This window comes from Paenibacillus sp. FSL M8-0142 (genome assembly GCF_038597315.1).
Taxonomy (GTDB): domain Bacteria; phylum Bacillota; class Bacilli; order Paenibacillales; family Paenibacillaceae; genus Paenibacillus_AQ; species Paenibacillus_AQ lactis.
In genome coordinates this window covers 4,036,525-4,058,878 of the sequence record NZ_CP152008.1, presented here as the reverse complement: position 1 = coordinate 4,058,878, position 22,354 = coordinate 4,036,525, and the positions used below count along the sequence as shown (strand labels likewise).

Genomic DNA, 22,354 nt, shown 5'->3' with positions numbered 1-22,354 from the left:
ACAGGGAACCCATCGATTCATAGAAGGAGTTGGGGCCGCTTGAATGACCATTTCTCGGAAATCGTGTTATCTGTAAAGAATGTGACGAAGAAAATCGGACGAAAATGGATTATACATGATGTGACCTTCGACGTTCGCAAAGGGGAAATTTTCGGATTTCTTGGCCCGAACGGAGCGGGGAAGACGACAACGATTCGGATGCTCGTCGATCTGATCAAGCCGACCTCAGGAACGATCAAGGTGTGCGGCTATGATGTCAACCGGCAGCAGGAGCAGGCGCTGCGTCACATCGGTTCCATCGTTGAGAATCCCGAGATGTATTCTTTTCTGACCGGCTGGGAGAATCTCGAGCATTTTGCGCGCATGCAGCAGGGAATCGACCGTCAGCGGATCGCCGAAGTGGTGGATATTGTCCGGCTGGAACGGAGAATACATGATAAGGTAAGCACGTATTCGCTCGGCATGAGGCAGCGGCTTGGAATCGCACAGGCGCTGTTGGGAAGACCGAAGCTGCTTATCCTGGACGAGCCGACCAACGGACTGGATCCGAAAGGCATTAAGGAGATGCGCCATTTCATTCAACAGCTGGCGGAGGAAGGCCTCGCGGTATTCGTTTCAAGCCACCTGCTGAGCGAGATCCAGCTGCTGTGCGACCGGGTTGCCATCATTAGCGGAGGACGAGTGCTCGCCGTCGGCGAAGTCGATGCACTGATCTCCGGGAGCAACGATTATGTCGTATGGGAGCTGAAACCGGCTGCGCAAGGGAAGCGGATACTGTCAGGGCTGGAATACTGCGACATCGTGGAAGAGCCTGAGTCGGTGCTCGATGATAACCTGCTGGCAGGCATGTCGGCTGAGGCGATCGTAACGCTCATTTCTCCCGAGCATACCTTCCGCGCGGTCGAGCGGCTGGTTGCCTCAGGGGTAGAGGTTCGGGAAGTCCACCGCATGAATCCTACACTGGAGCAGCTGTTTCTCCAAATGACGGAGGGGGAGAGCCTTGAGTAACCTTGTCCCGTTGATACAGAACGAATGTTTGAAAATTATGAAAAGGAAGCGTTTTTACGGCGTCCTGCTCGTCCTGCTCGTTCTGGTGCCGATGTTTACCTATGCGCAGATGAAGGCGGCGGAGCGGAGCCAGGAGAAGTTCAACAGTGACTGGCGCCTGGAGCTTCAGCAGCGGATCACGGACAATGAAAACTCGCTCAGCAGCGATCGGGTGCCGGATGAATGGAAGAGATACCGGCAAATTTTTATTCAGCAAATGCTGTATTATTTGGAGCATGATGTGAATCCTAATCATCCAAACGGGGTTACCTTTACCCGGGAGTTCCTGAATAATGCGATATCATTATTCATTCCGCTATTGATTATGGCGATCGCATCGGATATCGTATCCGGAGAGCGCACGTCAGGAACGATCAAAATGCTGCTTACGCGGCCGGTAAAACGGTGGAAAGTGCTTCTCAGCAAGCTGGTCGCCCTGCTGATGTTCGTGTCGTTGATCGTCTTATCAACGTTTATCATCGCCTATCTCATTTCGGGACTGGCTTTCGGATATAAAGGCTTTGACATCCCTGTATTTACCGGTTTTCGGATTGTCGGCTCGGAAGTGGATATGACCGGGGTGCATGCGGTGCCGCAGTGGATGTATCTGCTGATGCAAGGCGGCTTGGTTTGGTTTGTCGGCATTTGCGTGGCCATGCTGGCGTTTATGGTTTCGGTCCTTGTCCGGAGCACGGCGGCGAGCATCGTCATCATGATGGCGGCCCTGATCGCCGGCAATATCCTGACCAATATGGCCTCTGCATGGAGCAGCGCAAAATATTTGTTTATGGTAAACCTGAATTTAACGGATTATTTGGCCGGCAATTTGCCCCCGATCGAAGGGATGTCGCTGAATTTCTCCCTTGCCGTACTGGCGGTCTGGGCAGTCTGTGCGGTGATCGTTTCATTCAGCGTCTTTACGAGAAGGGATATCTTGAATTAAAATGGACAAAGCACGAAACATTTGTTTGCATTTTTACGGGAGGATATTGCAAATACCCAAAGCACGGCTTTCAATCCGCAATATATACACGAATTGGTTTGGTTCGTCTGTATATTGTACACTGGAGCGGCTGGATTCGAATTTTGCATGATCCTTGACCGAAGCATTTAAAGCTTGGTGTAAACGGATGGCACAATGAATAGAACTGAACATGATACGCGAAAATTTGAAGGAGGAGCATGAATGGTCGAACAGATCGATTTGTTTGCAGAGTCATCACCGAATGGCGGTGAAAGCCGTTCAGGATACGATGCTGACGACATTCAAGTGCTCGAAGGCCTTGTTGCGGTACGCAAACGGCCAGGCATGTACATAGGGAGCACAAGCTCGTCGGGCTTGCATCATCTAGTGTGGGAAATTGTAGATAACGCTGTCGACGAGCATTTGGCCAAGTACTGCTCGAGAATTGAACTTACATTGCATAAAGACGGGTCCGTTACCGTGTATGATAACGGACGGGGCATTCCGACCGGCATGCATAAGACCGGCATTCCAACGCCGCAGGTCGTATTTACGATCCTGCATGCGGGCGGCAAGTTCGGCGGCTCCGGATACAAGAAGTCCGGCGGCTTGCACGGTGTCGGCGCTTCGGTAACGAACGCATTATCCGAGTGGCTGGAAGTGGAGATTTACCGCGAGGGCAAGATCCACCGCCAGCGTTTCGAATATTGGCAGGACAAGAAAGGGAAAGAGCATGTCGGGGAGCCGGTTACCGGACTTGAGGTGCTTGGCAATACGTCGAAGACCGGAACGAAAGTTACGTTCAAGCCGGATGCGCGCGTTTTCTCGTCCGGCATCCAATTGAATTACGACACGCTTGCGGAGCGGCTGCAGGAGATTGCGTTCCTGAACTCGGGGCTTCGCATCGTCTTGAAGGATGAGCGCAGCGGAAACAGCGACGAGTTTTTCTACGAAGGCGGGGCCAGCCAATTCGTTCAGTTCCTGAACGAGGGCAAGGATGTGCTGCATGACGTCATCCATTTCTTTGCCGAGAAGGACGATATTGAGGTGGAAATTGCCCTTCAATATAACGCAGGTTATACGGAGACGCTGGCATCGTTCGTCAACTCGATTCCAACGCGCGGCGGCGGCACGCATGAGACCGGCTTCAAGACCGCATATACCCGCGTAATGAACGATTATGCCCGCAAGAATAATCTGTTGAAGGAAAAGGACAAGAATCTTGAAGGCAACGATCTGCGGGAAGGCATGATGGCCGTCATCAGCGTGAAGATGGCCGAGGTGGAATTCGTCGGGCAGACGAAGGACCAGCTCGGGAGCGCTTCGGCGCGCAGTGCGGTTGACAGCATCGTCACCGAGAAAATGCAAATCTTCCTCGAGGAAAATCCCCAGGTTGCCCAGACGCTGCTCAGGAAGGCCATCCAGGCTTCGAAGGCGCGCGAAGCGGCGCGGAAAGCCCGGGATGAAATGCGAAGCGGCAAGAAGCGGAGCGAAAGCTCGAATCTTGGCGGCAAGCTGACGCCGGCGCAGTCGAAGGATTTTTCAAGAACCGAGCTGTTCATCGTCGAAGGCGATTCGGCGGGCGGTTCGGCGAAGCAGGGGCGCGATTCGAAGATCCAGGCCATCCTGCCGCTTAAAGGAAAGCCGATGAATCCGGAAAAATCAAAGCTGGCCGACATTTTGAAGAATGAAGAGTACCGGGCCATCGTTTCGGCGATCGGCTCAGGAATCGGCAATGAATTTTCCTCGGCGGACAGCAATTATTCCAAGATCATTATCATGACGGACGCGGATACGGACGGCGCCCATATTCAAGTGCTGCTGCTGACGTTCTTCTACCGGTACATGAAGCCGCTGATCGACGAAGGCCGTGTCTACATCGCACAGCCTCCGCTGTATAAAATCGCCAGCAAATCCGGCAAACTGGAAACGGTCCGTTATGCGTGGACCGAAGAGCAGCTTGCGAACTACTTGAAGGAATTCAAAAATTACGAGCTGCAGCGTTATAAGGGACTTGGCGAGATGAATCCGGAGCAGCTGTGGGAAACGACGATGAATCCCGAGACGCGGACGCTGCTTCAGGTGCAGATCGAGGATGCGGCCAAGGCGGAAAGACGCGTATCAACCCTGATGGGAGATAAGGTCGATCCCCGCAAACGTTGGATCGTAGAGAACGTTAATTTTGCGGAGTTTGAGGAATAGAAGGTGGAAGCATGAGTTTATCTGAACAATTTTTGCCGGCTTACCTGGAAGAGGTTGTAGGGGACCGCTTCGGCCGGTATTCGAAATATATTATTCAGGACCGGGCGATCCCCGATGTTCGCGACGGCCTGAAGCCGGTTCAGCGCCGCATTTTGTATGCGATGTACGACTCCGGCAACACGCCGGACAAGCCCTACCGCAAATCCGCCAAGACCGTCGGTGACGTCATGGGTAATTATCACCCGCACGGTGATTCGTCCATTTACGAGGGTATGGTCCGGATGGCCCAGCCTTGGAAGATGGGGCATGTACTGGTCGACGGACATGGCAACTGGGGCTCCCAGGACGATGACCCGGCTGCAGCGATGCGTTATACCGAGGCGCGGCTCTCGCCGATCGCGATGGAGCTTCTGCGCGATATCGAGAAGCGGACCGTGCTGTTCAAGGATAATTTCGACAATACGGCGAAGGAACCGGTCGTTCTGCCGTCCCGGTATCCGAATCTGCTTGTCAACGGGGCAAGCGGAATCTCGGCGGGCTTTGCGACGGAGATTCCGCCTCACAACTTGCGGGAAGTAATTGATGCCTGCATTGCGGTCATGCAAAAGCCCGAGATCGAGCTGTCGGAAATTATGACCTTTATCAAGGGACCGGACTTTCCGACAAGCGGCATCATCATGGGCGGCGAAGGCATCCTGGATGCCTACCGCACCGGCAAAGGCCGCGTTTACCTTCGCTCCAAGACGGAGATTGAATCGCTTCGCGGCGGCAAGCAGCAGATCGTCATTACGGAGATTCCGTATCAGGTCGTCAAGTCGAGACTGGTAACCGCGATGGAAAACATCCGGCTGGAGAAGAAGGTCGAGGGCATTGCCGAAGTGAGAGACGAGAGCGGACGCGAAGGGCTCCGCATCGTGGTTGAGCTGAAGAAGGACGCCGATGCGAACGGCATTCTTGCTTATTTGTTCAAGAAAACCGATCTGCAGATTACGTACAATTTCAATATGGTGGCGATCGTAAACAAAACCCCTCAACAGCTGGGCCTTAAAGCGATGCTGGAGGCATACATTGAGCACCAGCGCGAGGTCGTCACGCACCGAACGCAGTATGAGCTGGAGAAGGCGGAGGACCGGGCGCACGTATTGGAGGGCCTGGTCAAGGCGCTGAACATTTTGGATGAGGTCATCGCGGCGATCAAAGCATCCAAGAACCGCCAGGATGCACAGAATAACCTGCAGTGGATGTTCGGCTTTACGGAGCGCCAGGCGGATTCTATTCTAACTTTGCAATTATATCGCCTAACGAATCTTGAGATCCATTCGCTGCAAAAAGAGCTGGACGAGCTCATGAAGAAAATCGACAACCTGCGCGGCATTCTCGCCAGCGACAAAAAGCTGATCGGGGTAATCCGCAAGGAGCTGCTCGAAATTCGCGAGAAATACGGTGTGGACCGCCGCTCCCTCATCCAGGAAGAAGTGGAAGAGATCAAGGTGAATCTTGAGGTGCTCGTCAATGCGGAGGACGTGCTTGTTACGATGTCCCATGACGGGTACATTAAGCGGACCAGCATGCTCTCCTTTACGCGAAGCGGTGGCGAGCTGGAGAGCTCAGGTATCAAGGAAGGGGACCACATCACCCGTTTATTCGAAGTGAACACGCTGGACAACCTGCTGCTGTTCACAAGCCGCGGGCAATATTTCCTGCTGCCGGTTCACCAGATACCGGAATATAAGTGGAAGGATGCCGGAACGGCGATCGTCAATGTCATCCAGCTTCCGAAAGAGGATTCGATCGTATCCGCCATTCCGGTAACGAATTTCGAAGAGCCTGGAAAATCGCTCGTCTTCGTTACCCGTAAAGGGCAGTTGAAGCGAACCGAGCTGAAGGATTATGTCACCAAACGATCAGGAGCCGTCGCCGCAGCGAAAGTCGCAGCGGATGACAGCGTCATCCAGGTCGTGATGAGCGACGGAACGAAGGATATTGTGCTCATCTCCAAAGACGGCATGAGCATTCGCTTCAAGGAGCAAGAGGTGAACCCGATGGGACGCGTGTCCGGGGGCGTCCGGGGGATCCAGCTCCGTGAAGGGGACGAGGTGGTGTCCGCCCTGTGGGTGGAAGAGGATGAAGGCGAAATCTTGACGATTACCGATCTCGGTTACGGCAAACGCAGCCTGCTGATTGATTATCCGGTCCAAAGCCGAGGCGGCAAAGGAATCGCCACATTCGAGTTCAAGGAAGGCAAGCGGGTGAAGCCGAACGGCAGCACCATCGCCGGAGCATTCTATTGCAGAGAACCGATCGACATTACGGCCTACGCTGATGACGGGCAAGCCTATCCGATTCATTCCGAGAAGGTTCCGATCGCTGAACGGAAATCGACAGGCAAGCTTCTGGCCGATGTCGGCAAAAAAGGACAGATTGTGAGTCTGGTCCATTTGCCTAACAACGGACAGGACAAAGAAGTTTAGTTTCGCTAAGCTTTTGATGTAGACAAAGCATCCCTTGCGGGTCACATGTGCGTCTCTATGCGCAAGTGCGATTCGTGAAGGGATGTTTTTAATATTTTGATTTGAAGCACCGAGCGCTCCTAGGAAGTATAGACAGGGGATAACTAGATAGCGGAAAAGTTACTCGCTGTGGCTTTTTAATTTATACTTTTTGACATATGTCTTGCCATGTCGAAGGAATGTGATTATTGAAAAATGCCGTCATATCAAGGCTGGTGGGTTTTGTCGCATCGTTGGAAATTATATTTTTTAACGAAAAAAGAAGGATATTGGTAGGCGATCCGCGAACAATTAATCCAATAAACGACTTAGGAGAGTTGGCAGCCCGCACCTAACAACCGGCGGTCCATGGAGATGAGATGCAGATATCGAATGATTTCGAATCAGGTTCGATCAGACATAGCAGAAGGGATGGATGAACATGCATACTGCTGAATTCGCGAAGGTATGGTCCAAGCTGGCCAAGGATTATAAGCTTCATATGGAGGCCGGACTGGCGCCTACGTTGACCGAAGCGCAATTGACCGTGCTGGAGGTGCTTCAGGAACAGGAGCGGATGAAGCCCTCGGATTTTATCCCGTATATGGCCACCAGTCCGGCTGCGGTCACGATGCTTCTTGATCGCATGGAGAAGAATGGCTTGATCAAGCGGGAGCGTGATGAGCATGATCGGCGCATTGTGTGGGTTACGATTTCCTATAAAGGAAGCGAGGAATACAGCCGGGGCATGCGGGTGCGGGATGAGTATCTGTCACAGGTGTTGAATCGCATTTCATCGCATAATCAGCAGCTGCTGGTATATTTGCTCGGTAAGATCAGCACGTCTCCGCAGGAAGCTTTAGTGGAGGTATAGCGGCTAGCCTATCATTCGGATGACGCTATCATCCGGATGATCCTCACGCCGGCTGAAATGAAAGCAGCCCCACCCGTGTCGAGCCGAAAACGGTTCGCGAATGGGGGGCTGCTTCTTTTTTGCTCTATGCGCTGCCAGATTTTACTCTAGCGGCCATTTAGCATCCATTATTTCAGGAGCCATAAAGCAGGGACATTGGCTGGCTCCCAGCCCGGAAGAGACGTATGGGCTTGGCGGCATTCATACGTTTTCCCGTCATAGGTTACAAGCGCCCCCTGCTGATAGGAGGTATTTGGAGCCCATGCAGGGATTTCCGGTGCCGACCCGTCCAGCGTCGTTACCTCCAGCGAATTGCTGGCGGCCGATACATTGCCGGCAGCATCGCGTGCTTTCACGGTAAACGTATAGGCTGTACTCGGCGTCAGGCCGGTGACCGTGTACTGAGGGCGGTGCCGGAAACGGTCGTAACCAAAGCGTCTCCGCGGTATACTTCGTACCCGGTTACGCCGACATTATCGGTTGCCGCATTCCATGCCAGCGATACGCTGGTCGATGTAAAGCCGGCGGCTCTCAGATTGGCTGGTGCGGAAGGAGCCTGCGTGTCGGGGAGCGGATCGCTTGTCGAGGCGGTCAGCGGAGCGCTTGCGGCCGAGACGTTGCCTGCCCCGTCGTGCGCCTTCACGGTAAACGTATAGGAGGTTCCTGCTTGTAACCCCGTAACCGTATGGCTCAGGGTAGTCCCGGATACCGTGGCGACCCGGGAGGAGCCTTGGTAGACTTCATAGCCGGTTACACCGACATTGTCCGTTGAGGCGTTCCAAGCGAGCGAGATAGAGCTGCTGGTCGCTCCGGTCGACCGAAGGCCGGTCGGGACGCTCGGAGGCTGTGTATCCTGATTGCCACCGCCATTGTTCAAATTCACGTCGATGACGTTATAGAAGGCGTTGCCCGTATCGGCGATTTCCCATACGGCGAGAATCAGATAGTAGCCGCTGCGGTCGTTCGGAACGTTGCATGTATGCGTTACCGTGTTCGGCGGTCTTTTGCCTCCGTCATTGAAGGAGCAGAACAGCTCGAGATCGGCTCTTGCCAGCGGCTTGTTGGAATCCCAGCCCTTCTTCGTAATATAATACTTCCAATCGGATGTCGCATGCGGGGCAGTCAACACCCATTTAAAAGTGTTCGGACCGCCGTTCATGTTCACTTTGCTCCAGCGGGTCGGGGTTTGCTCATAGAGCTCGGTAAATATGCCTGCGCCCGTGATTTGCCCGTCAGCCGGTCCGCCCGTCGGGAAATTTCCTTTCCCTTCCAGGGACTGCGGTTCATAAATAATCCGGCCGCAATTTTTATTCTCGCCGAGCTTGCATTTGTAGGCACGACTGGCAGGCGATTCGATATAGCCATGTGCGGATGCAGTATTCGCCGTGAAGACCATCACGAGGAAGAACAGCAGCAAACTTCCGAGAAAAATCCACAGCGGTTTCAACGACAGGCGGCGTGGAGCTTGAACGTGAACGTTTTGAATCATGAAAATCCCTCCTTCAACATGTGTACTTCTTTATGAATAGTCTGGTTGCAAGCTTCAGCCATTCTTAGGTCAAGTGCAGCGCTTTGATAACGACCAACGATGCAAATGACAGGCTGACTTCGGATCTCTCACCTCCTTAAAAATTGAATTCTATATAAACTCAAAGGGAATGAGTTTATACCATGATTGTACAAATTAACTAAATAATGTTAAACTATTCTGATTACTATTCTTCGTTATTCCTCGGGTCGTGTAAAGGATAATATTGTATTTTTGAGGGATAAAATATTTGAGTTTGATCGGGTGGCCATATAAAAAGACGAGATCCGCTTCGAAGTGAGCAGCGGATCTCGTCTTTTATGTCCAGCATGGAAAGCCGTTGGTCATGCTGTTGGTTATCATCAAATATTTCTTGTCCAACGATTCAAACGAAAGGAAATGAGCTTGATAGAGTTCCTTCTTACGATCATTGGCTTTGGAGCGTTCGCATCAACGCATCCATGGAGAACTGGGACCATGGATGAACGGCAGGGGGCGTCGATAAAATGTTAACTTCGTCTTTGGTGGTAGGGTGGGGGAATCCGACCCGTACAGACCAGAGCGCAATTTGCTGCCCGGCTTGATTCACCTTGCTGCCGTATTTTTGATCCCCATAGAGGGGGTTTTCCGCATGGCTGAATTGCACGCGGATTTGATGCGGCCGGCCCGTGTGCAGCTCGATCAGCACAAGACTTAGGCCATTCTTGGATTCAAGGACGGTGTAATCCAATAGCGCTTCCTTCGCTCCATCCGTGCCTTTGGGAACGACCCGGACCGTGTTTGTCTTCGTATCCTTCAACAGGTAATCGTGAAGCCTTCCGGAAGGCTTTGACGGAATACCGTGAACGATGGCCGCATACTGCTTATGAAAGTTCCTTGAGCGGACGGCTTCCGATAAACGGGAGGCTGCCTTGGAGGTTTTGGCAAACACCATGGCTCCTCCGACCGGACGGTCCAAGCGGTGCACCAATCCCAGATACACATTGCCCGGTTTGTTGTACCGTTCTTTGATGTCCTGCTTCAGGATGGTCAGCATATCGGGATCGCCCGTAGCATCCTCTTGGGACGGCACATTGACCGGCTTGGCTACACCGAGCACATGATTATCCTCGAAGAGAATCGGTACGCTCGGGTGCACGCGGTTAGAATCCCGGTTACTCATCGCATCAGGACTCCCATCTGCCGAGAATGCCGCATGGGAGGTTCAGTCCGGAGCGTGTGATCGGAAGACCGATTTCACCGGCGCTGATCGTACCGCCATACTTGGGCTTCATCGTCATGGAGAGCATATTGTGCAGAACGGTCGGTGAAATGCCGGTCGTATAGGAATTGATCAGCATAAACAGCGGCTGATCGGAGACGATGCTCATGCAGCTTTCGAGGAACGGGTACAGGCTCTGCTCGAGCTTCCATGTTTCGCCTCCCGGTCCGCGGCCGTAGGACGGCGGGTCCATAATGATCGCATCATATTTGTTGCCGCGGCGCTGTTCCCGCTGCACGAATTTAAATACATCATCGGTGATGTACCGAATCGGCTTATCGGCAAGGCCGGATAGAGCGGCATTTTCTTTTGCCCACTGGACCATGCCCTTCGCCGCATCGACATGCACGACCTGGGCGCCGGCATAGGCTGCCGCTACGGTTGCACCGCCGGTGTATGCGAATAGATTAAGCACCCGAATCGGCCGCTTGGCCGCTTGGATTTTGTCCATCATCCAGCGCCAGTTCGCCGCTTGCTCCGGGAACAGGCCCGTATGCTTGAAGTTCGTCGGCCGGATGTGAAATTTTAATTGATCATAGGAGATCGTCCAGCGTTCCGGCAGCTGCTTCTTCATCTCCCACTGGCCGCCTCCGGACGAGCTGCGGTGGTAGTGGCCGTGCACGTTCCGCCATAATCCGTCCTCCCGTTCGATAGGCCAGATGATCTGCGGATCCGGGCGCCGAAGAATAACATCGCCCCAACGCTCCAGCTTCTCGCCGCCGCCGGTATCAAGAACCTCGTAGTCTTGCCAATCCTGAGCTACATACATGTTGAAATCCATCCTTCAAATAGTCATTTAGATTTTATTGTACAACAAACAGGAAGCCGAATGCCACCTAGTACAGCCGGTGAGCGTGAAGGGATAGTGCTTGCTTTTACGGCCTGCTGGAATAGACGGCGCGATCCTGTCCGGTGCGCGGCTTCCGTGCTTTTTTTAGCCGAGTTCTTCGAATGCAGAGTGGAAACGAAATTCCCCCTGCATCGATTCAAGAACGCCTCGTTGAAGCTCTGCTACCATAAAGACCTCGTCGGGCACCGTAAATTGGTTGATCTCGAAGCCGTGGGCTCTGGCCTGAACAAAGCCAAACCGCGGGTAATAGTCCTTGTGGCCGAACAAGAAGACGAGCGGATAACCGTGTGCGCCGCATCGTTTCTTGCCTTCTGCGATAAGCTGTCGGCCGACGCCCCGCCGCTGGTATTCGGGAAGAACCGCAAGCGGTCCGAGGGCGGCCACCTTATGCATCGTCCCCCCGTCATCCAAGGTGGCAGGACTGAACATAATATGGCCTATCAAGATGCCGTCATCTTCAGCAACGATGGATAGCTCGGGGTCTATTTCGGGATCCTTGCGCAGCCGTTCCATTAATATTATCTCCTGCTGGCCGCCAAAGGCACGCTGCAGAAGCTGGTGGACGCTTTCGATATCGCCTTTGTTCTCCGTACGAATCATCATATCAAAATCTCTCCCTATCAGCGTTGGAATCGGTTCAATGCTCTATACTTGGTTGACGGTAACTCCGCCGGCATATTTATATTTCATCCGGCTTTGTTTCGATTGTAAGTCCATCAACATGTTTCCGTTTCATTAAATTTCGTTTCTTGCGGTTCTCTTTGCTCTCAAATACGATGTCGAGATCATAGTCATCCGGATACAATTCTTCAGCGGCGATGAACGGCTTCAGCCGCTTGTGGTTGATCCGATGCTTAGCCTGCTGGATCATTACGCCGACATTCCCCTTGGCATCCATCGTCTCATACACCGTGCCGCTTCGCTTCAAATAAGGCACATAGACCCGGTCACCGAGGCGGAAAAGGGGAGGAGAGTCGGCCTCTACGTTCTCCGCTGCTGTCGCTCTAGTGCCTGAACCCGAGGACGCTGGGGCCGTAGTCGAAGCTTCATCTGCCTCTGCAATCTCCGGAGCCTCTGTGGATGCCGAGCCTGCTTGTGGCAAGGCAGCTGCAGAGTCGATCTCAGCGGCTTCAGCGCTCGTCTCCCCGGCTTCCGCGATGCGGGCCGTTACCGCTTTGGCCTCCGTAATTTCACGGGATCTCACGATAATCGATTCCGGAATCCCGAGTTTTGCCGCGATAACAAAGGCATAGCTGTGACCTGCCTCGCCAATGCGCAGCCGGTACAGCGGCTCCAGCGTCTCGGTATCGAATTCCATGCGCGCATTTTCAAATCCCGGGGTGCGTGCGGCAAAGTTTTTAATCTCGGTAAAATGGGTGGTTACGACTACAGTTGATTGACGCTTATGAAGTTCCTCCAATATGGCGATCGACAAGCCGACTCCTTCTCCGGGATCTGTCCCTGAGGCCATTTCATCCAGTAAGATCAACGTGGAGCGGCCGGCGGTTTGGAGGATCTCCCGGATGTTGCGAATATGCGCAGAGAAGGTGCTGAGCGCATGCTCGAGGCTTTGCCCGTCTCCGATATCGACCGCAACCTCGTCGAAGACGGCGCACTGGCTGCCTTCTCCAACGGGAACGAGCAGCCCTGATTGCACCATCAGCGTAATGAGTCCGACGGTTTTAAGCGCCGATGTTTTTCCGCCGGTATTGGGGCCTGTAATGATTAACGTCTTATACCGATCGCCGATCGCAAAATCCAGCGGCACCATGGAAGCGCCGATCAGTGGATGCGTGGCGCTCCGGAGCCGGATCAAGCCTTCCTGATTGATGCCGACGTTCCTGCCACCGATGGACAATGCATATTTGCCTCTGGCGATAATGAAATCATATATGCCGACGGTATCCGCATTCATTCTCAGCTCGTGCTCATACTGCTCGGTCATCGAGGTCAGCTCGCTCAGCACTTTGGTCTCCTCACGGGCTTCATCGGCATGCAGCAGATTCAGCTCCATCTGCAGCGTTTGGAGCTCGGAGGGCTCGATAAACACCGTTTGGCCGCTCGCGGATTCATCCAGCACGCTGCCATTCAACATTTTCCGGAACTCCTTCTTGATCGGCAGGACATACCGGTCGCCGCGCTTACTGATGACATGCTCCTGCATGATCCCTTTATAACGGCTGACAAGACTGTCGAGCTTGCGCTTGATCCGTTCTTCGGCAACAAGGATTTTCTTGCGGATTTTGGCCAAATCTTTGCTGGCGCCGTCAACTACCCGGCCGGCATGGATGCTGCGCTCAAGCTCGGACAGCAGCGGCTTCAGCTCATGCATGGAGGAGGCGTAAGAGCTGACGGTCGGTGCGATGGCGCTCTTGTTCTCCATATATTTGATCAGCTGACGGCAGCTGCGAAGGAACTGGATCAGATGCCCGAAATCCCGTTCGGTTAGCACATACCCGGTACCGATCAGGTCGAGAATCAGCTCGATCCCTTCAAGCGACGGTATGGGTACGCTGGCACCCGCATTCAGCAGCGCACGGGCTTCCTCGGTTTCATCCAGCCTGTGGCGAATGGCTTTCAATTGCGTGAGCGGAGTCATGTTCCGGATATGCTGGATACCCAGATACGACATAGCGAAGCGTTCAAGCTCGCCCTGGATCCGGTAATACTCTAATTTGTTTAATGCGGCAGGATTCATGTTCTTCGATTCTCCTTTTTTGTTCATAATGGCTAGGCAAGGCTTGGTGATCGTCTCACGGGAAACGCAAATAGGGCGGAAAGTGAACATGGGGTTCACTCTCCGCCCGGGCGTGAGGCTATTCCGATTCGGTATGCTCTTAAGCTGCGCCTAAATAACCCTTGGCCTAGGCAAGGGATGACGAACCCAAAAAATCCACGCCAAAACTGCAGCGCGGATGAGCATAGCATATCTGAATAAAGCCTAAAGGGGCTTCAATTGATATCCGCAGTTCTTAACTAATTCACCGGAGGAAATGTAGATACGCATCAAGAAATAAACATTAACCTCTACAGGTTATGTCCATTATTTACCAATCTTGACGATCATGCATTCCATCCATATGAAATTGGCTTAGTTAAGAACAACCACCGACATCAAAATCTCTCCTTTAGATAAGGTATGGTCCTACTATAAACATATTCCAGATTAATTGTCAAGGGGCAGGAGGGAAATGGCTGTGTTGGTCGAAACTGTGATATGATGAAAATGGTTTCTTAAACGAAAGATGAACAGACGGGATCCATTCGATCGCACAACATGTGAGAGGAGCTGTAGCCATGGGGAAAATGCTGGCTAGAAATGAGGTTAAAGTCGAAGCAACCTGGAATCTGGACGATTTATTCGCGTCGGAGGAGGAATTCGAATCAGGCTTGCAGGACGTGGAAGCGCAGGCGGCCCGATTGACGCGGTTTAAAGGGAGACTGGGCGAGGGGGCGCATGTGCTTCTTGAATGCTTGAACGAGCATGAAGCGCTTATGGAGCGAATCGGGAAGATATCGGCCTATGCCCATCTCCGGCAATCGGAGGATGGGACCAATCCGGCGAATCTTGCGAGAGCTGCCAAGACGGGCGACTTGGTATCGCGGATCAAATCCTCGCTGACATTCCTTGAATCGGAGCTGCTGGAGCTAGAGGAAGGCGTCATCGATACATATATCCATCAGGAGGAAGGGCTTAAGTCGTATGCTCGCAGCCTGGGGCTGCTCCTGGAAACGAAGCCGCACCGGCTCAGTCCCGAATCGGAGCGCGTTCTTGCATCGCTTAGCGAAGTGCTTGGAGCCCCGTACCGTATTTATTTGCGGGGCAAGCTGTCGGATATGACGTTCGACGATATTTCGGTACGGGAAGAAACGATGCCGGTTTCGTTCCGTTTATACGAGAACGCGTATGAGATGTCGGAGGATACCGAGCTCCGCCGTGAAGCGTATGCTTCGTTCACCAAGTCGCTCCTAGGCTCCCGGCACACATTTGCCGAAGCTTACGCGACCGAGGTGAAGAAACAGGTCGTGCTGTCCCGCTTGCGCGGCTACGAGTCCGTGACGGACATGCTCCTGCAGCCGCAGCAGGTGACCAAGGAGATGTACAATCATATCCACGATACGATTCTTTCCGAGCTTGCTCCCCATATGCGCAGGCTCATGGCCCTGAAGAAGCGGGTGCTCGGTCTGGACCGCATGCTGTTCTGCGACTTGAAGGCGCCGATGGATCCGGACTTCAATCCAAGCATAACCTATGAGGAAGCATGTGCTGCAATTACCGATTCCCTGGCGATTCTGGGTTCTGAATATACGGATATCGTCGAGACCGCATTTGCGAACCGCTGGGTGGATTATGCCGACAACATCGGTAAGTCGACGGGGGCCTTCTGTTCCTCGGTTTACGGCGTGCATTCCTATATTCTGGTGACGTGGGCGGACAACATGCGAGGCGCCTTTACGCTGGCGCATGAGATCGGCCATGCCGGCCATCTGATGCTGGCGGCCCGCAACCAGCGCATGACCAATGCTCGGCCTTCCATGTATTTTATCGAAGCCCCGTCAACGATGAACGAGCTTCTGTTGGCAGACCATCTGATGAGCAAATCCCAGGATAAGCGGATGCGCCGCTGGATCATTCTTCAGCTGCTCAGCACCTACTATCACAATTATGTTACGCATCTGCTGGAAGCTGAATTGCAGAGAAGAGTATATGCGCATGCGACGGCGGATCAGCCGATCACAGCAGATACGCTCTCGTCTTTGAAAGGCGCCGTGCTGTCCGACTTCTGGGGAGATGCGCTGGAGCTGGACGAAGGCGCTAAGCTGACCTGGATGAGGCAGCCGCATTACTATATGGGCTTGTACCCGTATACCTATGCGGCAGGTCTGACGGCTTCGACGGCCGCGGCACAGCTCATTCGCGAGGAAGGGCAGCCTGCGGTCGATCGCTGGCTGCAAGTGCTTAAGGCTGGCGGCAGCATGACGCCGCTGGAGCTGATGTCACTCGCCGGAGTCGACATGACGACATCCGAGCCGATCTCTAGAGCCGTAGCCTATGTCGGATCGCTGGTGGATGAGCTGGGGTCCTTATACGCTTAAGCTATCACAAAAAAAAGGAGAACCGAAGGCGCGTCTCATGCCAATCGGTTCTCCTTTTTATTCATATGCTTCCTCAACGGGAGTGAGGGACGTGTCCTTTGGCTCTACGGCCCGTGTCGGTATGGAGAAATAGAACGTGGAGCCGCCGAATTCCCGGCTGTCTACCCCGATGATACCGCCCATGAGCTCGACAAGCTTCTTGCTGATCGCGAGTCCCAGCCCGGTGCCGCCGTACTTGCGGTTTAACGATGGATGGAGCTGTGAGAAGGAGAGGAACAGCTGATGCTGACGGTCGGCCGGAATGCCGATCCCGGTATCCGTAACTCGAATCGTCAGCGTAAGCTCACGGGTGCCGATGCGCCGGACGGCGTCGGCAGTCAGCGTCACGCTGCCTTGCTCCGTAAATTTGATGGCATTGCTGATCAAATTGACGAGCACCTGTCGCAGCCGCAGAGGATCCGCAACAATGACATCAGGGACGCTGACTTCGTTCACGCTCCATGAAAGGGTTAGTCCTTTCTCGCTGGCTTTGGCATTGAACAAGTCTACGACGCTTCCCAGCAGGCTGCGGACATCGATCGGTTCCTCGCCAATCGACATTTTACCGGTCTCGATCCGGCTAAAATCGAGGATATCGTTCAAAATATGCAGGAGCGATTCACCGCTCTCCTTAAGAATGTCCGTATAATTTGCCTGTTCTTCATCGAGGTCGGTCGTCTTTAGGAGATCGATCATCCCCATTATGCCGTTCATCGGCGTACGAAGCTCATGGCTCATCATCGTCAAAAACTCCGTCTTGGCCTGATCTGCCCGCTCAGCCGATTCTTTGGCGCGTATGATCTCTTTCTCATCGGTAATATCGCGGAATACCATCACGGCACCTTTGCGCTCGCCCCGATCCCAGATCGGATTGACTTGGTAATTGGCCAGGAAGCTGGTTCCATCGCGCCGCCACAGCACGATTTCGGTTCGAAGGAGAGGCGTTCCTTGCAAGAGAGCCATCTCAAGGGGGGAGTTCCTCCCGCGGTAAAAGCTGCCGTCATGCCGAATCTCCCTGATGATTTGATCGCAGGATCTGCCGATGACATCACCCGCATCTTCCCCCAGCATGGACGCACCGGCCGGATTGATGAAGGCGACTTTGCCGTTAATGTCCAGCCCGATAATGCCTTCGGACACCGTGTTCAGCAGCAGCGTGAGCTCGCGGCTCAGCTTCTTGATCTCCTCCATCGAACGGTTGCGCTCCGTAATGTCCCGGGTAATTCCATAAACGCCGACAACCTCTTCATCCACGATGATCGGAATGTTAACGGTATTGATTTCGATCGGATGACCATCCTTGTGAATGATCGACAGGTCATAGCTCTGCGGGTTTCCTTCCTTCGCTTGGTTAAAATGGTACTGCGTCCGCGGCAGATCCTTATCCGCCACGATGGGACCGTAATACATGCCGACAAGCTCGTCCAGCGAATAACCGGTTAATTTCTGCAAATTCGGATTGGCCGTCAAATACTCGCCTTCCAGATTCATGGAGTAGACGGCAAGCGGATTGTACTCGAACAGCGATCGATACCGCTGCTCGCTTTCCTTCAGCTTGAATTCGATACGCTTCCGTTCGGATATATCGCGGGCGATGGAGATGATTTCACGATGCCCGTCCTGTCCCGTAATGAACTTGCAGTTCACTTCGAACCAAATGTGCCTGCCGTCTTTATGTAAGTAACGGAAGGTGATCGGGGTAAGGGAGGTCTCGTCTAAGGTTCGCTGCAAATACGCTTTGAGCGGCCCGATGTCCTCCGGATATACGTAATCGAATGCACTGGTCCCCACAAGCTCTTCAGGATTATAACCGAGGAGCGAATAACAGGAAGGTGAGCAGTATAGAAAGGTACAGTCGTCAATCGTATTCCGCGATATGAAATCCAGCGAATTTTCCGTGATCAGCCTGTATTTCTTCTCGTTCTCAACCAATTGCTGCGCGATCAGTGATTCTTCGGTAATATCCTGGGCCATTCCGACCAGTTCGATCGGTTTGCCTTCGCTTCGGGCCGATACTTCCCACTGTGCCCGGAGCGTACGAATGGTGCCGCCTTCAACCTGAATCCTGTAAATAATCTCGTCGGGTTGTCCCTTGATTGCCGACAGGATCGCACGCCGGAGACGTTTGCGGTCTTCGGTGACAACCGCGGAAAGAAGGGATTTATGATCACGCTCAACCGGCTCCAGTTGGTAGCCGTAAATTCGGCGTATTTCTTCGCTGAAGGATAATGTCCGGGTCACAAGATCCCATCTCCAGGAACCGATTTTGGCGATCCGCTGGGCACGGGCGAGCGTGTCTTCATCGATTTTGCGCTTGGTAATATTGCGTGCGATCGCCAGCACCTTTGTTATTTGACCTTCGGCCCCCCGGATGACGTGGAAGGAGGTTTCAAACCATAGATAGTGTCCGTCTTTATGGCGGATACGCCTGTTGAATATTTCGCTATCCGAGAACAGCTTTCCGGGCTGTTTCATTTCTTCGGAGTCGGCCGAATGGTAAAACTCGGCGCGATGCCTGCCAACCATCTCTTCCTGACGATATCCTAACAAGTGGGTTGCGGAAGGGGAGATGTATTCAATGATTCCATCGGCATTGCTGATCGAGATGAGATCTTGTCCGCTCTTCAGGATGAGCGCAAGCAGCTCCTCCTGACCGATCATCGGCAAGGGGGCTTCCTTGATCTCCGCTCGGTCAATGCAGCACAGGATGAGCGGTTCTTTCCCGTTTGCCGATGACGCCAAGAGAGAGAACTCCGCGGTTATGGACATTGCCCGTCCATCCGCGGACTGAAATGAAATCGTCTCCTGAAGTCCATTGGCGACATCAAAGCTTTCAATTCGCTGCAAAGCTTTTTGGGAGAGGCCCTTCAGAACCAGGAGCTCGCGAGGTTTTCGCGTCAGCAGCTCGGAACGCGTGGATCCAAGGATTTCGCAGAAGCGTTCGTTCATCATCACAATCTGCTCTGTCTTTAAGGATATCAAAACCGCCCCGACAGGCAGTTTGTTAAACATGGGTTCCCAGAACCAATCTTCCGTAAAATTCCTCATATCATAGGCTGCCTCCCTGAGAAATGCTCTACCACTTGATCATAGTGGATCGTTCATTGTTCTAGCAATAGATAAAAGGATACAAATCAACATGACAAAACTTATGCGAAAGAGCTTACCGGTAAGCCCTGCGCGTACGAGGTTTGGTGCAAATATGTAGGATGGTACCGAACATGCTCGCCTTTAGCGGGTATTGACACATTTTTATGGGAACCTCCGGTTTCCGCCCTTCAGAAAATAGCTCCTGCGTCTTGTGATAATCCCGCATATGTGTGCTTATACAATTCGTAACCTCCTTGTTTGGTTGTACTATACCCGTATCATTCTGCGTTTAAACTGCTTTTCAGTTGTAGGCTAACACCCTATGCGGGCTAATTGCATACTATGCAGGGTAGAAGATAACGAAGGAGGAAGTTTCATGAACACATATCCATCTCAACAACAAATGCTGTTTCAATGCGATCATCATATGGCCCATTCCATGAAAAAGCATAAGGAGAACGCCCATGCTGCCTTGAAAAAGGCGATGAAGCACAAAGTTCGCGTAGAGACGCTGGATGATGAAGTCTTCGAGGGGGTCATCATCAATGTAGACGCTAAATACGTATATATCCAGATCGAGCAGGAAGGAAGCAGAGGCTTTTATCCCGGCTATCCATATCCGAGACCGCCGTTTGCGCCGTATCCGTACAATCCGTATTACAGCAACGTTATCCTGCCATTGGCGTTGTTTGACCTGCTGGCCGTCAGCCTGCTGTGGTAATTATTCATTAGTGCGCGGGGTGCTCCTGAAGGTTCTTGGACCTGGTGCACCCCTTATTTGATAGAGCGATGAAGATCGGCACCCCGCGTGTCAGTGAATAATGGCATTGACGAAAAATACGAGAAAACTGCCGTTGGTTCACGCAGCTTCTCCTCCATCTAGCGTCGATTTTTTGAAGGGAACAGAAAAAAAATAATTTCAGCTATTTACATACATGCTGTATGTATGTTAAATTTAAGCCAATCATGAATAAGGAGTTGTTGATCCAGTGAACGTACAAGGCTTTTACCCGGTTATTATGTCCGGGCACATGGAGGAGAGTAAGGATTTTTATACCCGTTTATTTGGCTTTGAGGTTGTCTTTGAAGCGGACTGGTACATAAGCTTGAAAAGAAATGCCGGACCGGACAAGCTGTACGAGCTCGCCGTATTGTCTTGGAATCATGAAACGGTGCCGGCTGCTTTTCAGAGAGAGGTGCAGGGATTGATTCTCAATTTTGAGGTGGACAATGTCGACGCTGAATACGACCGGCTGATCAAGCAAGAGGGTCTCCCGCTTCATTTGGACATTCGCGACGAGGCGTTTGGCCAAAGGCATTTCATCACAAGCGACCCGAGCGGCGTGCTGATCGACATGATCCAGATTATTCCGCCATCCGAGGCCTTTGCGGACAATTACAAGGAAGACGTATGGACCGATCCGGAACCCAAGGCCGTCCAATGACACAATCCCAACCCTTAAAGAATTATTTCGGGAGGGAGCTTGCCCTGATCCTATCGGATTTGATTCAGCCGCTCGTTGCCCGGTTTCCAGCCGACTCCTTCGTGGAGGCCGTAACCCGGCAATCCGAATCCCTTGAGCTCAAAGGGAGAGTTGCGATGATCGCGGCCGAGCTTCATCAAGCGCTGGCCATGCCGTATAAGGGCAGTCTGGAAGTGCTGCTGGACATCCTCGGCCCGGAAAATGAAACCGAGCAGGGCATGTTCACGAACGGCTATTTTTTAATGCCGGTTGCGTACTATGTCGAGCGTTACGGACTTCAGCATTTTGAACTATCCATGCATGCCTTATATGAAATCACGAAGCGGCATACTTCGGAGTATGCCATCCGCCCTTATTTGCTGAAGTATGAGGATCAGTGCCTTGAACGATTGAAAGCGTGGAGAACGGATTCCAGCCTGCATGTCCGCCGACTCGTCAGCGAGGGGACACGTCCCCGTCTCCCTTGGGCTAAGCGGATTCCGGTTATAAAGGGGGATCCTTCGCATCACCTTGCTTTGATCGAGCCGCTGCTGAATGATCCATCGTTGTATGTCAGAAAATCCGTGGCCAATCATCTGCACGACCTAAGCAAGGATTACCGGGATTTCGTCATTACTTGGCTGGCGGAGCGACAGCACAGCGGCGGGGAGCATTTTCCTTGGATCGTCCGGCATGCGTGCAGATCATGGATGAAGGGCAGCGAAATGAAGAGCATGCACGAGCTTTTCTCTTCTGCTATATTTACAACATAGAATGAAGATTTGAAGAGAGGCATTTACGATGAAAAGAAGCAAGACGGAAGCGCAGGAGACGATGGAACGTCTGCTGCAGGTTGCAAGAGAAGAGTTCGCGGACAAAGGCTATGCAGACACCGCACTGGAGATGGTCGCGGATATCGCCCAAGTAACCCGGGGCGCGCTCTATCATCATTTTAAGAATAAAAAAGGGCTGTTTCTCGCCGTCCTGGATCTCGTACAGCGCGAAGTTTCAGAACGCGTCGCCTCGGAGGCGGGCCGTTCAAGCGAACCCTGGGAGCAGCTTCTGCTGGGCTGCCGGGCTTTTATCGCCGCGGCGGTAGAACCGCAGAACATGCGGATCATGCTGATCGATGGTCCGGCAGTCGCCGGCTGGGAGACTTGGCGCCAGATGGACGAAATCCATTCGATGCGTCATCTGCGGGAACAGCTGGATGGGATGCAGCAGAAGGGGGAGATGAAACAGCTGCCCGTCGATGCGATGACCCATGCGTTATCTGGCGCAATGAATGAATGCTCGTTGTGGGTGGCGGAAGCGGAGGATACGGCTCAGGCAGCTGATGATTCGATGCGGATTATTGAAACGATGCTGACGGGATTTAGGCGCTGACAGGCCATACTCCGATCGCGGATAT

15 protein-coding genes and 1 pseudogene are annotated in these 22,354 nt (G+C 52.9%); 10 read left to right on the top strand and 6 right to left on the bottom strand.

Going from position 1 to position 22,354, the window contains the following annotated elements; genetic code table 11:
- The first annotated feature begins 39 nt into the window (after positions 1-39).
- The 5 genes from NSQ46_RS18690 (at position 40) to NSQ46_RS18670 (ending at position 7,576) form a co-directional block, all read left to right on the top strand.
- Positions 40-1,008, top strand: coding sequence for an ABC transporter ATP-binding protein (locus NSQ46_RS18690; RefSeq protein WP_028403577.1), 969 nt, complete (start codon positions 40-42; stop codon positions 1,006-1,008).
- Positions 1,001-1,990 (top strand): ABC transporter permease, encoded by a 990-nt coding sequence (locus NSQ46_RS18685; protein ID WP_342574312.1) that lies wholly within the window; start codon positions 1,001-1,003, stop codon positions 1,988-1,990. The genes NSQ46_RS18690 and NSQ46_RS18685 overlap by 8 nt, the downstream gene beginning before the upstream one ends.
- Positions 1,991-2,233: 243 nt before the next feature.
- Entirely contained in the window at positions 2,234-4,213 is a 1,980-nt protein-coding gene (parE, locus tag NSQ46_RS18680) for a DNA topoisomerase IV subunit B (protein ID WP_028403576.1), read from the top strand.
- Positions 4,214-4,224: 11 nt separating this feature from the next.
- Entirely contained in the window at positions 4,225-6,684 is a 2,460-nt protein-coding gene (gyrA, locus tag NSQ46_RS18675) for a DNA gyrase subunit A (protein ID WP_028403575.1), read from the top strand.
- A gap of 460 nt (positions 6,685-7,144) precedes the next feature.
- Positions 7,145-7,576 (top strand): MarR family transcriptional regulator, encoded by a 432-nt coding sequence (locus tag NSQ46_RS18670; protein WP_028403574.1) that lies wholly within the window; start codon positions 7,145-7,147, stop codon positions 7,574-7,576.
- Positions 7,577-7,743: 167 nt separating this feature from the next.
- Here NSQ46_RS18670 and NSQ46_RS18665 read toward each other — a convergent pair.
- The 5 genes and pseudogenes from NSQ46_RS18665 to NSQ46_RS18645 form a co-directional block, all read right to left on the bottom strand.
- Positions 7,744-9,104: pseudogene (locus NSQ46_RS18665) on the bottom strand (lytic polysaccharide monooxygenase).
- 466 nt (positions 9,105-9,570) lie between these two features.
- Positions 9,571-10,305: an RNA pseudouridine synthase gene (locus NSQ46_RS18660; RefSeq protein ID WP_144869464.1), complete on the bottom strand. Its 735-nt coding sequence runs from the start codon at positions 10,303-10,305 to the stop codon at positions 9,571-9,573.
- A gap of 4 nt (positions 10,306-10,309) precedes the next feature.
- Positions 10,310-11,173 (bottom strand): class I SAM-dependent methyltransferase, encoded by an 864-nt coding sequence (locus NSQ46_RS18655; protein ID WP_007129912.1) that lies wholly within the window; start codon positions 11,171-11,173, stop codon positions 10,310-10,312.
- A gap of 165 nt (positions 11,174-11,338) precedes the next feature.
- On the bottom strand, positions 11,339-11,857 hold the full coding sequence (locus NSQ46_RS18650; protein ID WP_342574309.1) for an N-acetyltransferase: 519 nt from the start codon (positions 11,855-11,857) through the stop codon (positions 11,339-11,341).
- Positions 11,858-11,933: 76 nt separating this feature from the next.
- Positions 11,934-13,952 (bottom strand): DNA mismatch repair protein MutS, encoded by a 2,019-nt coding sequence (locus NSQ46_RS18645; RefSeq protein WP_213615289.1) that lies wholly within the window; start codon positions 13,950-13,952, stop codon positions 11,934-11,936.
- A 599-nt stretch (positions 13,953-14,551) separates the two neighbouring features.
- On the opposite strand from NSQ46_RS18645, the gene pepF reads away from it, so the two are divergent.
- Positions 14,552-16,351: an oligoendopeptidase F gene (pepF, locus tag NSQ46_RS18640; protein ID WP_342574306.1), complete on the top strand. Its 1,800-nt coding sequence runs from the start codon at positions 14,552-14,554 to the stop codon at positions 16,349-16,351.
- Positions 16,352-16,408: 57 nt separating this feature from the next.
- On the opposite strand, the gene NSQ46_RS18635 is transcribed toward pepF, so the two are convergent.
- Positions 16,409-19,438 (bottom strand): PAS domain S-box protein, encoded by a 3,030-nt coding sequence (locus tag NSQ46_RS18635; RefSeq protein ID WP_342574305.1) that lies wholly within the window; start codon positions 19,436-19,438, stop codon positions 16,409-16,411.
- Positions 19,439-19,856: 418 nt separating this feature from the next.
- Here NSQ46_RS18635 and NSQ46_RS18630 point away from each other — a divergent pair, with 418 nt between their 5' ends.
- The 4 genes from NSQ46_RS18630 to NSQ46_RS18615 all read left to right on the top strand — a co-directional run bounded on the left by NSQ46_RS18630 (position 19,857) and on the right by NSQ46_RS18615 (position 22,329).
- Positions 19,857-20,201 carry a hypothetical protein gene (locus tag NSQ46_RS18630; protein WP_007129917.1) on the top strand — a complete coding sequence of 115 codons (345 nt, stop codon included), beginning with the start codon at positions 19,857-19,859 and terminating at the stop codon, positions 20,199-20,201.
- A gap of 268 nt (positions 20,202-20,469) precedes the next feature.
- The gene (locus NSQ46_RS18625; RefSeq protein WP_007129918.1) at positions 20,470-20,925 is read left to right on the top strand and encodes a VOC family protein; all 456 of its coding nucleotides are present in this window, start codon (positions 20,470-20,472) and stop codon (positions 20,923-20,925) included.
- A complete protein-coding gene (locus NSQ46_RS18620) occupies positions 20,892-21,716 on the top strand; it encodes a DNA alkylation repair protein (protein ID WP_342574303.1) in 825 nt (274 codons plus the stop codon). Before NSQ46_RS18625 ends, NSQ46_RS18620 begins: the two co-directional genes overlap by 34 nt.
- Before the next feature lie 28 nt (positions 21,717-21,744).
- Positions 21,745-22,329: a TetR family transcriptional regulator gene (locus NSQ46_RS18615; protein WP_007129920.1), complete on the top strand. Its 585-nt coding sequence runs from the start codon at positions 21,745-21,747 to the stop codon at positions 22,327-22,329.
- The last annotated feature ends 25 nt before the right edge of the window (positions 22,330-22,354 follow it).

Coding starts and splice junctions, on each gene's coding strand:
- gyrA (WP_028403575.1), top strand. CDS start 4,225: ATGAGTTTATCTGAACAATTTTTGCCGGCTTACCTGGAAGAGGTTGTA.
- NSQ46_RS18650 (WP_342574309.1), bottom strand. CDS start 11,857: ATGATGATTCGTACGGAGAACAAAGGCGATATCGAAAGCGTCCACCAG.
- NSQ46_RS18670 (WP_028403574.1), top strand. CDS start 7,145: ATGCATACTGCTGAATTCGCGAAGGTATGGTCCAAGCTGGCCAAGGAT.
- parE (WP_028403576.1), top strand. CDS start 2,234: ATGGTCGAACAGATCGATTTGTTTGCAGAGTCATCACCGAATGGCGGT.
- NSQ46_RS18645 (WP_213615289.1), bottom strand. CDS start 13,952: ATGAATCCTGCCGCATTAAACAAATTAGAGTATTACCGGATCCAGGGC.
- NSQ46_RS18630 (WP_007129917.1), top strand. CDS start 19,857: ATGAACACATATCCATCTCAACAACAAATGCTGTTTCAATGCGATCAT.
- pepF (WP_342574306.1), top strand. CDS start 14,552: ATGGGGAAAATGCTGGCTAGAAATGAGGTTAAAGTCGAAGCAACCTGG.
- NSQ46_RS18615 (WP_007129920.1), top strand. CDS start 21,745: ATGAAAAGAAGCAAGACGGAAGCGCAGGAGACGATGGAACGTCTGCTG.
- NSQ46_RS18635 (WP_342574305.1), bottom strand. CDS start 19,438: ATGAGGAATTTTACGGAAGATTGGTTCTGGGAACCCATGTTTAACAAA.
- NSQ46_RS18660 (WP_144869464.1), bottom strand. CDS start 10,305: ATGAGTAACCGGGATTCTAACCGCGTGCACCCGAGCGTACCGATTCTC.
- NSQ46_RS18620 (WP_342574303.1), top strand. CDS start 20,892: ATGGACCGATCCGGAACCCAAGGCCGTCCAATGACACAATCCCAACCC.
- NSQ46_RS18655 (WP_007129912.1), bottom strand. CDS start 11,173: ATGTATGTAGCTCAGGATTGGCAAGACTACGAGGTTCTTGATACCGGC.